The sequence below is a fragment of the Burkholderia sp. AU45274 genome, from assembly GCF_030482505.1.
GTDB lineage: Bacteria > Pseudomonadota > Gammaproteobacteria > Burkholderiales > Burkholderiaceae > Burkholderia.
In genome coordinates this window covers 59,437-74,068 of sequence record NZ_JAUJQE010000007.1, presented here as the reverse complement: position 1 = coordinate 74,068, position 14,632 = coordinate 59,437, and the positions used below count along the sequence as shown (strand labels likewise).

The following is a 14,632-nucleotide window of genomic DNA, read 5'->3' as shown; positions in this document are numbered from 1 at the left end:
ATTTGGCTCTGGCAATCAGAGCCATTTCAATAAATATTCAGGAGCCAATCATGCGCGCGAGCGTGTTGTCGGACTGGCTGGCGCAGCGCCTCGTGCGCGGCGGCGAACAGCCGATCTACCGGCAGCTTCACCGGCTGCTGCAACAGGCGATCCTGTCGCGCGAACTGCCGGCCGGCACGCGTGTGCCGTCGTCGCGGCTCCTGGCTGCCGAGCTCGGGATCGCGCGCAACACGGTCACGCAGGTTTACGAGCAGCTTGCGCTCGAAGGCTACGTGAACTCGGCGACCGGCCGCGGCACGTTCGTCGCCGACAGCGCGCCGGACGAGATCGTCGGTGCGCCGACCGACGCGGCTACCACCCACGCGGCGCTCGTGCAGCCGTCCGCGCGGCGGCTGTCCGCGCGCGGCACGCGGCTCGTGGAAGGCGCCGGCGTGTCGAAACGGCAGGGCGGCGCGTTCATGCCGGGCGTGCCCGATGTGTCGCGATTTCCGGCGCGGGTGTGGACGCGGCTGCACAACAAGTACTGGCGGCGCCTGCGCCCCGACCTGCTGACCTACGCGCCGGGCGGCGGGCTCGCGCTGCTGCGCGAGGCGCTGGCCGACTACCTGCGCACGTCGCGCTCGGTGCGCTGCACGCCGGAGCAGATCGTGATCACGACCGGCATCCACCAGTCGATCGACCTCGCGGTGCGGCTGCTGACCGACCCGGGCGATGCAATCTGGACCGAGGATCCGTGCTACTGGGGCGTGCGCAGCGTGCTGAACGTGTCGGGGCTGACGACGCGGCCGATCCCGGTCGACGACGAAGGGATCGCGCCATCGCCCGCCGATCTCGCCGAACCGCCGAAGCTGATGCTGGTCACCCCGTCGCACCAGTATCCGCTCGGGATGGTGATGAGCCTCGCGCGGCGGCGGATGCTGCTCGAATACGCGCGCCAGCACGGCTGCTGGATCATCGAGGACGACTACGACAGCGAATTCCGCTACGGCAGCCGGCCGCTCGCGTCGCTGCAGGGTCTCGATACGGCCGGGCAGGTGATCTATGTCGGCAGCTTCGGCAAGACGCTGTTCCCGGGGCTGCGGGTCGGTTATCTGGTTGCGCCGGAGCCGCTCGCGGAAAGTTTCGCGACCGCCAGCGCCGAGCTGTATCGCGAAGGGCAGTTGCTGCAGCAGGCGGTGCTGGCCGAGTTCATCGCGGAAGGGCACTTCGTGTCGCACATCCGCAAGATGCGCACGTTATATGGGCAGCGCCGTGAGGTGCTGCTCGACGCGGTCGCGCAGCGCTATGGCGACACGCTGCACGCGCTCGGCAGCGATGCGGGGCTGCATCTGGTCACGCAGTTGCCGGAAGGCGTCGACGATCGCGCGGTCGCGCAGGCCGCGCTCGAACGCAATATCGTCGTGCGGCCGTTGTCGGGGTATTACGCGGATCGCGACCGTGCGGCGTCGGGGTTGCTGCTCGGTTATGCGTGCGTGCCGGAGGACGAGATCGCGACCGCGTTCGCGACGCTTGCCGAGGCGATCGACGAGCGGGCGTTTGGTCGGGTGGTCGAGGTGGCTTGAGCGGCGTATTCGGTGGCGGCATCGCGTTGCGATGCCCGCTGCGGCCATCGATACCGGACGGCGGCGTGCGCTGCGCACCGCGAAGCGCACGCGCGTTCTGCCGACCCTGCGGTGAAGCTCAATATCCGATCCACACCGCGAACGTCAGCACGACGCACGATAGCGCGAGCAGCGTGAGGAACAGCGGCAGCACGAAGCGGATCCACGCGCCGAAATCGACGCGTGCGGTGGCCAGATACGCGAGCAGCATCCCGGACGTCGGCGTGACGAGGTTCGTCAGCCCGCCGCCGAGCACGAACGCGAGCACCGACGTCTGGCCGCTCACGCCCGACAGCTGAGCGATCGGCCCGATGATCGGCATGCTGACCGCGGCCTTGCCCGACACCGACGGAATGAACACGTCGAGCACCATCTGCACGCCCATCAGCCCGTTCGCGACCCACACCGGCGACTGCCCGTCCGCGAGCCGCGTGAAGAAGTGGATCAGCGTGTCGAGCACGAGGCTGTTCTGCAGCAGCAGTTCGACGGACGCGGCGAGCCCCATCAACAGCGCCGCGAGGATCATGTTCTTCATCCCGTCGACGAACGCGTCCGCCGCGCTGCGCGAATCGAGCCCGCCGATCACGGCCGTCACGATGCTCACGAACGTATAGAACGCCGCCAGCTCGACGTTGCCCCACTTCAGTTCGCGCGTGCCGTAGATCAGCATCGCGACCGCCGCGGCGAACACGGCCAGCGTCGCCTTGTGGCGCAGCGACAGCTTCGCGGCCGCGTGCGCGGCGTGGCCGGCGGCGGTCTGCCCGGCGCGATAGCCGGTGCTGCGCACGTAGCGCAGCAGGTACAGGATGCCGATCGTCAGGAAGACGACGAACACGGCCGCGCGCAGCGCGACGCCGCTGAACAGCGGCACGCCGACGAGCGGCTGCGCGACGGCCAGCGCGAGCGGGTTCGTCACCGACGCGATATAGCCGATCTTCGCGGCGAGCGCGACCAGAGCGACCGCGAACAGGTCGGAGAGCCCCAGGCGCCGCGCGATCACGACCACCATCGGAATGATCACGAGGTACTCGGAGATGAAGCCGAGCAGCGTGCTGCCGAGCCCGATCAGGATCATCAGCATCGGTGTCAGCAGGTACGCATTGTTGCCGGTGAGCTGCAGCAGCCGGTCGATGCCCGCGTCGACCACGCCGGTGCGGCGCATCACGCCGAACATCCCGCCGACGAACATCACCATCACGATCAGCGGCGCGTTCTTCAGCAATCCTTCCGGTATCGCGACGAATGCCGAGACGACGCTCGCGGGCATCGCATGCGTGGGCGTACTGTGGCTGACTGCCGGTGCAACGAGCGTCGTGAGCGCGGTGGTCTTCGGCACCACGTGATAGGTGCCCGGCACGACGAGCCGGCCGTTGCGCTCGAAGCGGCCGGAATCGACGATCCACGTGAGTGCGATCGCGACCGCCAGCACCCACAGCATCATCACGACCGGATGCAGCATCTTGCCGTGCGGATGCGGCGCGCGGCCGGCATGGGCCGATGCGTCGCCGGTCGATGCATCGGCCGGAGCGGCGAGCGTGGTGGCGTCGGCGGCGCGTGCGCCGGCAGGGTTCGGGGAAGAGGCGGACATCGGATCCTCGTCGGAGAAGGAAGCGGGCCGTCAGGCCGGTTGTAGCGCGGCACGCGCCGGGACGTAGCCGAGTTCGGCGGAAATCGCGAGGCTGCACGCCTGCAGTCGTTCGAGATAGTCGGGAATGTCGGCGTGGCTCACGCGCACCTCGGGCCCAGTCACGCTGACCGACGCGACTGTCGCCCCCGTCAGGTCGCGCACCGGCACCGCGATCCCGACCGCGCCGGGCGTCACCTCGCCGCTGCTCACCGCGTAGCCCTTGCGCGCGACCGCGTCGAGTTCGCCGGCGAGCTTCACCGGATCGTCGGCGTGCCCGTTTCGGCGCAATTGCGCGAGAAAGTCGTCGCGCACCGGGTCGGGCGCGAATGCGAGCAGCACCTTGCCCGATGCGCCGAAATTGATCGGCCGGCGGTTGCCGACCGCGCCGACGGTGCGTACCGCGTGCGTCGTTTCGCAGCGCGCGACGCACACCGATTCGAGCCCTTCGCGCACGCGCAGCACGATGGTCTCGTTGATCGCCTGGTTGAGCGCGAGCATGTGACGGTGCGCGGCGCGCACGAGCGCGTTCTGCTGCGACGCCGCTACGCCGATCACGAACGCCTGCGGGCCGAGCGCATAGGTGGACGTGCGCGGGTCCTGCACGACGAAGCGGTGCAGTTCCAGCGTGCACAGCATCCGGTACGTGCGGGACTTGTTGATGCCGAGCTGCGATGCGAGCTCGGTCACGCCGAGGTTCGGATGCTCGGCCACGTAGGTCAGCAGCTTCAGCGCGCTGTCGACGGCGTCGACGATATAGGTCGTCATGCGGGGTCTCCCTGCGGCGCGATGCGCACGCGGACGTAATCGGCGAGTGCATCGAGATACGCATCGACCGAGCGCTTCAGCGTGGCGAAGCCCACGTGTTTCGCGAACGCGGCCTCGTCCATGTACAGCGCACGATTGAACTCGATCTGGATGCTGTGGCGCTGCCGCGCGGGATCGGCGAGCGCGGTCAGCAGGTCGCCGCCCTGGTACGGGTCGTTGATCTGCACGCGATAGCCGGCGTCGGCGAACCACTGCGCGGTCCACGCGGTGAAGGCCGGGTCCGCGGTCGTGCCGCGCCGGTCGCTGACGACGACGTCCGGCCGCCATGCGCCCGCGTCGACGTTCATCGCGTTGCCGCGCGACTTCATCGAATGGCAGTCGATATGCCACAGCGCGCCGTGCGCGGCGTGCAGCGGCTCGGCGATGCCGGCGAGCGCGCGGCGGTACGGCAGGTAGTACGCGTCGATCCGGTTGCGTACTGCTTCGAGCGACAGCTTGCGGTCGTATAGCGGCACGCCGGGCAGCGCGTCGCGACGGATCAGCCCCATCCCGCGCTGCGTGTACGGCTGCGGCGCAAGCGGCTCGGGCCACGGCTCGGCGAGCAGCGTTGCGTCGATGTCCGTTTCCGCGCGGTTCGGATCGATGTATGCGCGCGGAAACGTCGCGCCGAGCAGCGTGCCGCCGCGCGCGGGCGTGCCGGCCCACAGTTCGTCGACGTACGCGTCCCACGTCGTGCGGATCGCGTCATCGGGCGCGACGGTGGCGAAGTCCGGCGGATACGCGATGCCGCTGTGCGGCGAGTCGACGACGATCGGCAGGGCCGGCACCGTCGGCGTCGCGACGAAATACGCAGGCGATGCGCCGGCGGTCGCGTTGTTGCAATTAAACGTCAGCATGGGGATCAGGTTCTTTGCCTAGTTTCTCGAAGCGTCTCGTGCGTTTGTTTTAATCATTAAAACAGCGTATCAATATTTCACAACGACTGAAAATCGCGGTCAAGGGCTTTTTGCGATATCGGGATTGCGTGTCGAGATCGGGCTGTAATGACCGTGGTTATTGGGTGTGTTTCATTCATTGAAACGCCTGGAGATTCAGGGGTATTCCACTCCCATGTACGATTTTTGGCATCGCTTGACGCTTCAAATCGCCGAATTCGACAATGAATAAGACGATGTTTTATTAAATAAAACACGTATCGAGCGAAATAAATCGCTCCCCATATTCAATCGATAAAAGGGGTCGGAGATGAAGCGGAAAGGAATGGCGGTCGCGCTGGCGGGACTCGCAACGGCGGCGGGTGCGATGCACGCGCATGCGCAGTCGAGCGTGACGTTGTACGGCGTGGTCGATTCGGGGATCACGTACACGAACAACCAGAACGGGCATGCCGCGTGGCAGGCGACCGGCGGCAACGAGCAGGGCACGCGCTTCGGGCTGCTCGGCAAGGAGGATCTCGGCGGCGGCACGCGCGCGGTGTTCCGGCTCGAGAACGGCTTCAACATCGAGAGCGGCGCCGCGAGCCAGGGCGGCCGGCTGTTCGGGCGCCGCGCGTACGTCGGGCTGGAAAACGACCGCTGGGGCACGCTGACGATGGGTCGCCAGTACAACGCGGCGCAGGAAGTGCTGGAGCCGCTGCAGATCGGCGCGACCACCGCGCTCACGCAGTACGCGCTGCACCCGTTCGACACCGACGACCTGAACAACACGTTCCGCACCAACAATTCGGTGCAGTACCAGACGCCCACCTGGTACGGCTTGCGCGCGGTCGGCCTGTACGGCTTCTCGAATTCGACGTCGTTCGCGCAAAACCGCGTGTGGAGCATCGGCACGAGCTACGAGAACGGGCCGCTGCAACTCGGTGCGGCCTACGTGCGCGTCGATCATCCGGCGCTCGACACCACCGGCGCGGCGGCATCCGACAACTACTACACGTTCATCAAGGGCGTGACGCGCCAGCAGATCTGGGGCGCGGGCGGCGCGTATGCGTGAGGCGCCGCGACGTTCGGGCTGCTGTACACGAGTTCGCTGTTCAACCTGCAGACGGGCGGCGCGATGCGCTTCAACAACTACGAGGGCAGCGTGCGCTACCTGATGACGCCCGCGCTGCAGTTCGCGCTCGGCGAAACCTATACGCAGGTGTTCGCGTCGCAAGGGCCGAAGCCGAGTTCGCACTACCTGCAGACGAGCGTCGGTGCGCAGTATTTCCTGTCGAAGCGCACCGATATCTACGTGAACGCGTTCTACCAGCGTGCGTCGTCGAACACGGTGGCCGCGATCGAAGGCATCTCGAATCCGTCGAGCACGCGCACGCAGATCGTCGCGGTGACGGGCATCCGCCACAAGTTCTGACGCGGCGGCAGGCGCGCGGGCGCGCGCTCGTTCTGCTTACAGCCGGATCAGCGCCGCGCCCGCCACCACCAGCGCACACGCGGCGAGCCGCTGCGCGCCGGGCCGCTCGCGCATCACGAGCCAGCCGATCGCGACCGCGAAGATCGAGCTCGTTTCGCGCAGCGCCGACACCGTGCCGACCGGCAAGTACCGGTACGCGAGGATCACGATCCCGTACGCGGCGAGCGAGATCGTGCCGGCGATCGCGCCCTGCGTGAGCGCGGTGCGCGAGCCGAGCACCGCGCGCGGGCCGCCACGCACCGCGCACACCAGCACGAATTGCGGCACGCTCCACAGCACGTACACCCACGCGATGTAGCCGAGCGCGCTGCCGGATACGCGCGAGCCGATGCCGTCGCAGATCGAATAGGCGGCGATGAACACGCCCGTGAGCAGCGCGAACGGCACGCCTTCGCCGGAGAACCGGAAGCCGCGCCGCAGTGCGAGCGACATGATGCCGAACGACACGAGCGCGATGCCCGCGAAGCCGAGCGGCGTCGGCCGCTCATGCAGGATCGCGAGCGCGAGTACCGACACGAGCAGCGGAGAAATCCCGCGTGCGATCGGGTAGATCTGCCCGAATTCGCCGCTGCGATACGCGCGCGCCAGCGTGAAGCAGTACGCGACCTCGAGCACGGCCGACCCGGCGATATACGGCCACGCGGCGGGCGCCGGCGCGGGCAGCAGCGCGGCGCCGGCCGCGCCGAACACGAAATACGGCAGCGACATCGTGCCGAGCTGGACGAGCCGGTCTTCACTGACGTGGAGGAAGGCATTCCAGATCGCGTGCAGCAACGCGGAGCACAGCACGAGGCCGATGAAGAGGTGGTCCATGGACGAAGGGGCGGACAGGGGCGGGAGCGGAGGCGGCGCGATCATTATGTGGGTATCGGGCGCACTCGCAAGGAATTGTCGATAATGGCGTGTTGTTATTCACCGGATGCCGACCATGACCGAAGCCACCCAAGCCCAGCCTGCCGTTCCGCGCCTCACGAGCCTGTCACATGGCGGCGGCTGCGGCTGCAAGATCGCGCCGGGCGTGCTGTCCGAGCTGCTGAAGCGCGCGACGCCGCCCGCGCTGTTCCCGGATCTGCTGGTCGGCACCGAGACCTCCGACGACGCAGCCGTCTACCGCCTCAACGACGAGCAGGCGATCGTCGCGACCACCGACTTCTTCATGCCGATCGTCGACGATCCGTTCGACTTCGGCCGCATCGCCGCGACCAACGCGCTGTCCGACGTCTATGCGATGGGCGGCAAGCCGATCCTCGCGCTCGCGCTGGTCGGCATGCCGATCAACGTGCTGCCGCACGAAACGATCGCGGCCGTGCTGCGCGGCGGCGAATCGGTGTGCGCGGACGCCGGCATCCCGGTCGCGGGCGGCCATTCGATCGATTCGGTCGAGCCGATCTACGGGCTTGCGGCAATCGGCGTCGTGCATCCGTCGCGCGTGAAGCGCAATGCGGCCGCGCGCGCGGGCGACGTGCTCGTGCTCGGCAAGCCGCTCGGCGTCGGTGTGCTGTCCGCCGCGCTGAAGAAGAACCAGCTCGATGCCGATGGCTATGCGCAGATGGTCGCGACGACCACCAAGCTGAACCGGCCGGGCGCCGAGCTCGCCGCGCTGCCGGGCGTGCATGCGCTGACCGACGTGACGGGCTTCGGGCTGCTCGGCCATACGCTCGAGCTGGCGCGCGGCGCGCACCTCATCGCGCGCGTGCACTATGCGTCGCTGCCGTGGCTCGCGGGCGTCGAGGCGTTCGTCGCCGACGGCGTGTTCACCGGCGCGTCGGGCCGCAACTGGGCCGCATACGGCACGGACGTGCGGCTGGCCGCCACGCTGCCGCCCGTCGCGCAGGCGCTGCTGACCGATCCGCAGACGTCGGGCGGCTTGCTGGTCGCGTGCGCACCGGAGGCCGTCGACGACGTGCTCGCGTGCTTCCGTGCCGACGGCTTCGACCGCGCGGGCGTGATCGGCGAGATGGTGGACGGGCCCGCACGCGTCGACGTCGCGTGACGCTCACGCGCCACACAGGATTTTTTTTGCGGTCGCTAGAATCGATGCCTTCCATCGAAGGCATCGACGACCGATGAACGACTTCCTGTTCGGGCTGATGATCGCGCTGTCGGTCGGGCCCGTTGCGCTGATGATCGCGAACTACGGGATGCGCGCCGGCACCGCAAGCGGCGTGCGCGCGGCGGTGGGTGTCGCGATGGCCGACGGCTGCTATGCGGTCGTCGCATTCACGCTCGGTGCGATGCTCGCGAGCACGCTCGCCGCCCATCTGTCGCTGTTTCGCCTGGTCGGCGCGCTCGTGCTGCTCGCGATGGGCGCGCGGATGCTGTGGCAGGCGCTGCGGGATCGCCGCCGCACGCTCGACGGTGATGCACGGCCGCCGGGCAGCCGCCCGTTTTCATCGATGTTCTTCGTCACGCTGGCGAACCCGCTCACGATCCTGTTGTTCTACGGTTATGCAACGGCTGCCGCCGGTGCGCATCGGCACTGGCTGCTGGGTGCCGCGTGCGTGTTTGCCGGCAGCCTCGCGGGGCAGCTCGTGTTCGCATTCGGCGGCAGCGTGATCGGGCGGATCGTGAAGTCGCCGGCGTTGCTCGCGGCGAGCCATGTGGTCGCCGCGCTTGTCGTGCTGGGTTACGGGGTGGCGGGGCTGGCGCGGCTGTAGCGGTGCCGGGTGACACGCGTGCACGTGCGATTGACGTGCCGGTGTCGAGCAACCGGATAGTAATCCTGATGGTGTGTCGACGCGCGGAGACCATTTCCTTCGTCATTCCCGCGCGTACCCGACCCGCACCGACGCACCGTCGCCGTTTCGTAGTCGGGTTCCGCATCGGGCATGCGCGTTCTATACTCCGACGCGCAGTCTACGAGAGCCGTTCTCACCCAACATCATCGAAACAAGGAACGCCGATGCTGACTCGCTCCATTCTTTCCGCCGCTGCATTCTCGCTCGCAGCCTGTGCGACCGCGCCGTCGATCGCGCAGGACAACCAGGGCAACAACGCGGGCAACAATGCATTCGCCGAGACCGGTGCGCAGGGCCGCCCGGTCAAGGTCATGATCATCACGATGTTCGGTCCTGAGGGCCAGGCCTGGCTCGACCGGATCGGCCCGTGGCGCGACATCGCCGTGCCCGGCCTGTCGCCCGACTATCCGAACGTGCATTGCAACAAGCAGGACGTATGCGTGGTCACGACCGGCATGGGCTATGCGAACGCGTCGGCGACGATCATGGCGCTCACGTTCTCGCAGCGCTTCGACCTGCGTCGCACGTACTTCCTGATTTCCGGCATCGCGGGCGTCGACCCCGCGCAAGGCACGGTCGGTTCGGCCGCGTGGTCGAAATACCTGGTCGATTTCAGCCTGCAGTGGGAGCTCGATGCACGCGAGATTCCGGCCGGCTGGAATACGGGCTTCCTCGGCATCAACACGAAGAGCCCGAACGACAAGCCGCCGCTCGACTATCGCACCGAGGTGTTCCAGCTCAACCCGCAGCTGACCGACGCCGCGGTCGCGCTGTCGCGCAACGTCGTGCTCGCCGACAGCGCGCAGGCGCAGGCCGCACGCGCGAAGTTCAACTACGCGCCGGCGAACCGGCCGCCGACGGTGATCCAGTGCGACACGTCATCGGGCAACACGTGGTTCTCGGGCACGCTGATCGGCGAGCGCGCGCGCCAGTGGACGAAGATCCTGACCGACGGCAAGGGCACGTACTGCATGACCGCGCAGGAAGACAACGCGACGTATGAAGCGCTCAAGCGTGCGGCGAGCGTGAAGCGGGTCGACCTGTCGCGCGTCGCGGTGCTGCGCACCGGGTCCGATTTCGATCGGCCGTATGCGGGGCAGACGAGTGCCGACAACCTGCTGAACTACGCGGACCAGGGCGGCTTCGCCCCGGCGACCGAAAACCTGTACCGCGCGGGCAATCCGCTCGTGCAGGACATCGTGACGCACTGGGGCGAATGGCGTGACGGGGTGCCGCGCCGGTAAGTGCCGGACGACGACTCAGCCGCGATCAGTGCGCGTGCGGGGCCGAACGGAACGGCGTCCATACCGGCGTGGTGTCGTCCCAGTGATCGAGCGGCGAAGGGAGTTGATCGTTCATCATGTTCTCCTGCAACTAACTATCTAGCTGACTGACTCGGCGAGTCGTCGATGGCGGGTTCGAAACGCCGCGCGCGGGGCAACCCGTTGCGCGGCGTTGCGCGTTTACCGGCCCCCGCCGGCGAGCTGGTTGCTTTCCGGCATCGAGCGATACGGGCCTTGCGCCAGTTCGAGCCCTTGCGGATACGAGTTGGCCTTGCGCAGGTACGCGAGCGTGCCGTCCTTGCGTGCCTGCTCGACTTCCGCGTTCACTTCGGCGCGGGTACGCGGGCCGTTGTGTTGCGAGTACCACGACGTGTTGCCGTAGTCGCCGGCATGCGGGGTGCCGGAATCGGCGAAGGCCGGGGCGGACACGGCGAGCGTGAGGGCGAGGGCGGAGAGAAGATGGCGGCGGTTCATGGCGAGACTCCTGGAATGTCGGAGCTGGCGCTGAGCGCTTACTCCGGTCCCATCAAGCGGGATCTGTTCGATGCGCAACGAGGTGCGCGACAGGGTTTACTCTAGGTATCTGTTCCGTCGCGATAAATGCGGCAGATGCGAATTGAATTGTCGTGTCAGTGGAACAATCGCCATCCGTACACCCGGCAGGGTTATGCGGAAATCGCTCGAACCCGCTTGCAGCGGGCCTCGCACGGGCGCGACGACGGCGCGCGGCGACGCAGGCGGACGATTGCGTCGCCTGGCACAAAGGTTTGCTGCGGATTCGGGAAGGATCGGCTGCGCCGGGCGGGAAATGGGGCGCGGAGGCGGGGCGACACGCGGGCCTGGCAGCCCGCGTGTGCGGTTCAGTTGCTCAGTTCAGGCGCTTACGCAACCCACTCGTTGATGACCGGCGTGTCGAGCGCCGGAGCGCGTTCGGCTTCCTCGAACGTGCGCTTGCTGCACGTCGCGTCGAGGCTGCCCTTGCCGCTCAGCAGCGGGCAGCGGTCGAACACCTCGGCGATCCAGTCGACGAACACGCGCACCTTCGGCGACAGATGGCGGCTGTGCGGATACACGACCGAGATCGGCATCGGCAGCGGCTTGACGCCCGGCAGCACTTCCTTGAGCCGGCCTTCGCGCAGATGCGGCAGCACCATGAAGAGCGGCGGCTGGATCAGCCCGAAGCCTTCGATCCCGCAGGTCACGTACGCATCCGCGTCGTTGACCGACACGATGCCTTCCATCTTCATCTCGACTTCCTTGCCGTCGGTCAGGAACGTCCAGTCGATCGTGCGGCCGGTGCGGCTCGAGAAGTAGTTGACGGCCTTGTGCTGGTTCAGGTCGTCGATCGTCTGCGGCTCGCCGTGGCGCTCGAGATAGTCGGGCGACGCGACCGTCACGCATTCGAACAGGCCGACCCGGCGTGCGACGAGCGACGAGTCCTGCAGCGCACCGACGCGGATCACGCAATCGACCCCTTCCTGCAGCAGGTCGACCGGCCGGTCGGACAGGCCGAGCTGCAGGTCGATGTCCGGATAGCGCGTATGGAATTCGCACAGCGACGGAATCACGAGCAGCCGCCCGATCGAACCCGGCATGTCGATACGCAACTTTCCGTGCGGCTTCCGATTGTTCGCCTGGAAGCTCGCCTCGGTTTCCTCGACGTCCGCGAGGATCCGCACGCATCGTTCGTAGTACGCGGCGCCGTCCGGCGTGAGCGACAGCCGGCGCGTGGTCCGGTGCATCAGCCGCACACCGAGGAATGCTTCGAGATTCTGGATGATCGTCGTGACGGACGCTCGCGGCAAGCTGAGCGTTTCTGCTGCCTTGGTGAAGCTGCTTGTATCGACGACGCGAGTAAACACCTGCATGGCCTGAAGCCGGTCCATCACAACCTCCGCAATCTAATGAGCCTCCGGAACAAGAAGGCTGCGCTACCTCGTGGGTAAACGCAGCCTCGGATTGTTCGGGGGCGTTGAATTGTGTTGCCGGATTATAGGCATTTATCCCAATGTCTGCCGGACCCAGAATTCGTTCCATCTCGAAATGGATGCTGCATCGTCATGGACGCTTCTGAATTCAGCAAATTCCTGAAGGCCGCGTTGCCCGTGCAAGCCACGGCAGGCGCGGCGCTGACGGTCGCCGAAGTCGAAATTCCCGGCTACGCGCAGGACATCGTGCTGCGCCTCTACCGCCGCCCGGACAAGACCGGGTTGCCAGTAGTGCTTTATTTCCACGGCGGCGGCTTCGTGCGCGGTTCGCTCGAAGACGCCGATTTCGCCGCGCGTTTTTTAGCAGAACGCTTACCAGCGCTCGTAGTGTCGGTCGATTATTCGCTCGCGCCGGCCTTTCCTTTTCCGGCCGCGCCGGAGGATGCGTATCGCGCCGCCGTGTGGGCCGCGACGCGCGCCCGCGCGTTCGGCGGCAACCCGAAGAAGATCGGTGTCGCGGGCCACGACGCGGGCGGCCAGCTCGCGAACTGCCTCGCGTTCATCGCGCGCGATCGCGGCGAGGTGCAGATCGTCGCGCAGGCGCTGTTCGGGCCGATGCTCGACCCCAGCATGACGCGCATCGGCGACGCCGATCGTCTTTCCTCCGACATCACCCCGCGCGAATGCGCGGCCTGTTATCGCGCGTATCTGCCGCAGGCCGCCCAACGCATGCACCCGTACGCGGCGCCGCTCGAATCGGTGCGCCTCGCGGGGCTGCCGCCGACGCTCGTCGTCACCGCGCAGAACGATGTGCTGCACGTCGAGGCGGAGAAATATGCGGGCTGCCTGATCTCGTCGGGCGTGCTCACGCAGGTGATCCGCTATCCGGACATCACGCACGCCGCGCTCGCGACGCACGAAGCCGCCTTCGAGGAAGCCGTGCGCTTCTTCCAGTGCCGCTTCCAGGCGCGCCAGCCGAACCGTTCCGAATAACCAAAACCAATCCACGTTTACTGGAGATCCACATGGCCATCCTACGCACCTCCCGTTCCCGAATCGCGACAGCGGCGATCGTGACGCTCGCCGTCGTCGGCCTCGGAACGTTCGGCGCGATGCGCGTGAACGCAAACGCACCGGAGAAAGCGGCAGCACCGCTGCCCGAAGTCGACGTCGCGACCGTCGTGCCGCAGACCGTGACCGACTGGCAGAGTTATTCGGGCCGCCTCGAAGCGGTCGAGAAAGTCGACGTGCGCCCGCAGGTGTCGGGCACGATCGTCGCGGTGAACTTCAAGGACGGCGCGCTCGTGAAGAAAGGCGACGTGCTGTTCGTGATCGACCCGCGCCCGTACCAGGCCGAAACCGATCGCGCAGCCGCGCAGCTCGCGGCCGCGCAGGCGCGCAACGGCTACGCGCAGACCGACTGGCAGCGCGCGCAGCGGCTGATCGGCGACAACGCGATCGCGAAGCGCGACTACGACGAGAAGCAGAATGCGGCCCGCGAGGCGACGGCGAACCTGAAGGCCGCCGAAGCCGCGCTGGAAACGGCGCGCATCAACCTCGGCTATACGCGGATCACGGCGCCCGTGTCGGGCCGCGTGTCGCGTGCGGAAATCACGCTCGGCAACGTCGTGTCGGCCGGCGCAGCGGCCGCGCCGCTGACGACGCTGGTGTCGGTGTCGCCGATCTACGCGTCGTTCGACGCGGACGAGCAGACCTACCTGCAATACATCAACGGCGCGCGCAGCGGCCGCAAGGTGCCGGTCGAACTCGGCCTCGCGAACGAAACCGGCTACTCGCGCAGCGGCGAGATCGACTCGGTCGACAACCGGCTCGACACGTCGTCCGGCACGATCCGCGTGCGCGCGCGCTTCGACAACGCCGACGGCGCGCTCGTCCCGGGCCTGTATGCACGCGTGAAGGTGGGCGGCAGCGCGCCGCACGAGGCACTGCTCGTCGACGACGCGGCGATCAACACCGACCAGGACAAGAAGTTCGTGTTCGTCGTCGACCAGCAAGGCCGCGTGTCGTACCGCGAAGTGCAGCAGGGGATGCAGCACGGCAACCGGCGCGTGATCGTGAGCGGGCTCTCCGCCGGCGATCGCGTGGTCGTGAACGGCACGCAGCGCGTGCGCCCCGGCGAGCAGGTGAAGCCGCACATGGTCCCGATGACGGGCGGTGACGCGCCGTCCGCGCCTTTGGCGGGCAACGCGAAGCCGGCCGCCCCGGCGAAGGCGGATTCGTAAGCGGCCCGCCGCTTCGTATCCGCGTTCAACCAGACAGA

General features: G+C 67.4%; 12 protein-coding genes and 1 pseudogene. 7 read left to right on the top strand and 6 right to left on the bottom strand.

Annotated elements, in window-relative coordinates:
• Window positions 1–50 precede the first annotated feature (50 nt).
• Complete coding sequence (locus QZM35_RS24325) at window positions 51–1,562, top strand: PLP-dependent aminotransferase family protein (protein ID WP_301776965.1); 1,512 nt, start codon at window positions 51–53, stop codon at window positions 1,560–1,562.
• Between the two features lie 118 nt (window positions 1,563–1,680).
• Here QZM35_RS24325 and QZM35_RS24320 read toward each other — a convergent pair whose 3' ends face one another.
• The 3 genes from QZM35_RS24320 to QZM35_RS24310 are packed head-to-tail and all read right to left on the bottom strand — an operon-like array spanning window position 1,681 to window position 4,889.
• Complete coding sequence (locus QZM35_RS24320; protein ID WP_301776964.1) at window positions 1,681–3,189, bottom strand: YfcC family protein; 1,509 nt, start codon at window positions 3,187–3,189, stop codon at window positions 1,681–1,683.
• Between the two features lie 30 nt (window positions 3,190–3,219).
• Window positions 3,220–3,993, bottom strand: a complete 774-nt coding sequence (locus QZM35_RS24315; protein ID WP_301776963.1) for an IclR family transcriptional regulator — start codon at window positions 3,991–3,993, stop codon at window positions 3,220–3,222.
• Window positions 3,990–4,889 carry an N-formylglutamate amidohydrolase gene (locus tag QZM35_RS24310; protein ID WP_301776962.1) on the bottom strand — a complete coding sequence of 300 codons (900 nt, stop codon included), beginning with the start codon at window positions 4,887–4,889 and terminating at the stop codon, window positions 3,990–3,992. Before QZM35_RS24310 ends, QZM35_RS24315 begins: the two co-directional genes overlap by 4 nt.
• Before the next feature lie 349 nt (window positions 4,890–5,238).
• On the opposite strand from QZM35_RS24310, the pseudogene QZM35_RS24305 reads away from it, so the two are divergent.
• Window positions 5,239–6,342: pseudogene (locus QZM35_RS24305) on the top strand (porin).
• A 36-nt stretch (window positions 6,343–6,378) separates the two neighbouring features.
• On the opposite strand, the gene QZM35_RS24300 reads toward QZM35_RS24305, so the two are convergent.
• Window positions 6,379–7,215 carry a DMT family transporter gene (locus QZM35_RS24300; protein ID WP_089428982.1) on the bottom strand — a complete coding sequence of 279 codons (837 nt, stop codon included), beginning with the start codon at window positions 7,213–7,215 and terminating at the stop codon, window positions 6,379–6,381.
• A gap of 115 nt (window positions 7,216–7,330) precedes the next feature.
• Between QZM35_RS24300 and selD the strand changes: the two genes are divergently transcribed.
• The 3 genes from selD (at window position 7,331) to QZM35_RS24285 (ending at window position 10,384) form a co-directional block, all read left to right on the top strand.
• Complete coding sequence (gene selD / locus QZM35_RS24295; RefSeq protein ID WP_301776961.1) at window positions 7,331–8,395, top strand: selenide, water dikinase SelD; 1,065 nt, start codon at window positions 7,331–7,333, stop codon at window positions 8,393–8,395.
• 73 nt (window positions 8,396–8,468) lie between these two features.
• Window positions 8,469–9,059, top strand: coding sequence for a LysE family translocator (locus QZM35_RS24290; RefSeq protein ID WP_089428983.1), 591 nt, complete (start codon window positions 8,469–8,471; stop codon window positions 9,057–9,059).
• A gap of 245 nt (window positions 9,060–9,304) precedes the next feature.
• Window positions 9,305–10,384 carry a purine nucleoside permease gene (locus tag QZM35_RS24285; protein ID WP_011353903.1) on the top strand — a complete coding sequence of 360 codons (1,080 nt, stop codon included), beginning with the start codon at window positions 9,305–9,307 and terminating at the stop codon, window positions 10,382–10,384.
• Window positions 10,385–10,603: 219 nt separating this feature from the next.
• Here the strand turns inward: QZM35_RS24285 and QZM35_RS24280 are convergent, their stop codons facing one another.
• On the bottom strand, window positions 10,604–10,897 hold the full coding sequence (locus tag QZM35_RS24280) for a DUF4148 domain-containing protein (protein ID WP_077021359.1): 294 nt from the start codon (window positions 10,895–10,897) through the stop codon (window positions 10,604–10,606).
• A gap of 407 nt (window positions 10,898–11,304) precedes the next feature.
• Window positions 11,305–12,309, bottom strand: coding sequence for a putative multidrug efflux transcriptional regulator CeoR (gene ceoR, locus QZM35_RS24275; RefSeq protein WP_039367883.1), 1,005 nt, complete (start codon window positions 12,307–12,309; stop codon window positions 11,305–11,307).
• A 174-nt stretch (window positions 12,310–12,483) separates the two neighbouring features.
• Between ceoR and QZM35_RS24270 the strand changes: the two genes are divergently transcribed.
• Both QZM35_RS24270 and ceoA read left to right on the top strand, forming a co-directional pair.
• A complete protein-coding gene (locus QZM35_RS24270) occupies window positions 12,484–13,344 on the top strand; it encodes an alpha/beta hydrolase (protein ID WP_089428984.1) in 861 nt (286 codons plus the stop codon).
• Between the two features lie 32 nt (window positions 13,345–13,376).
• Complete coding sequence (gene ceoA, locus QZM35_RS24265) at window positions 13,377–14,594, top strand: multidrug efflux RND transporter periplasmic adaptor subunit CeoA (RefSeq protein WP_089433383.1); 1,218 nt, start codon at window positions 13,377–13,379, stop codon at window positions 14,592–14,594.
• Window positions 14,595–14,632 lie beyond the last annotated feature (38 nt).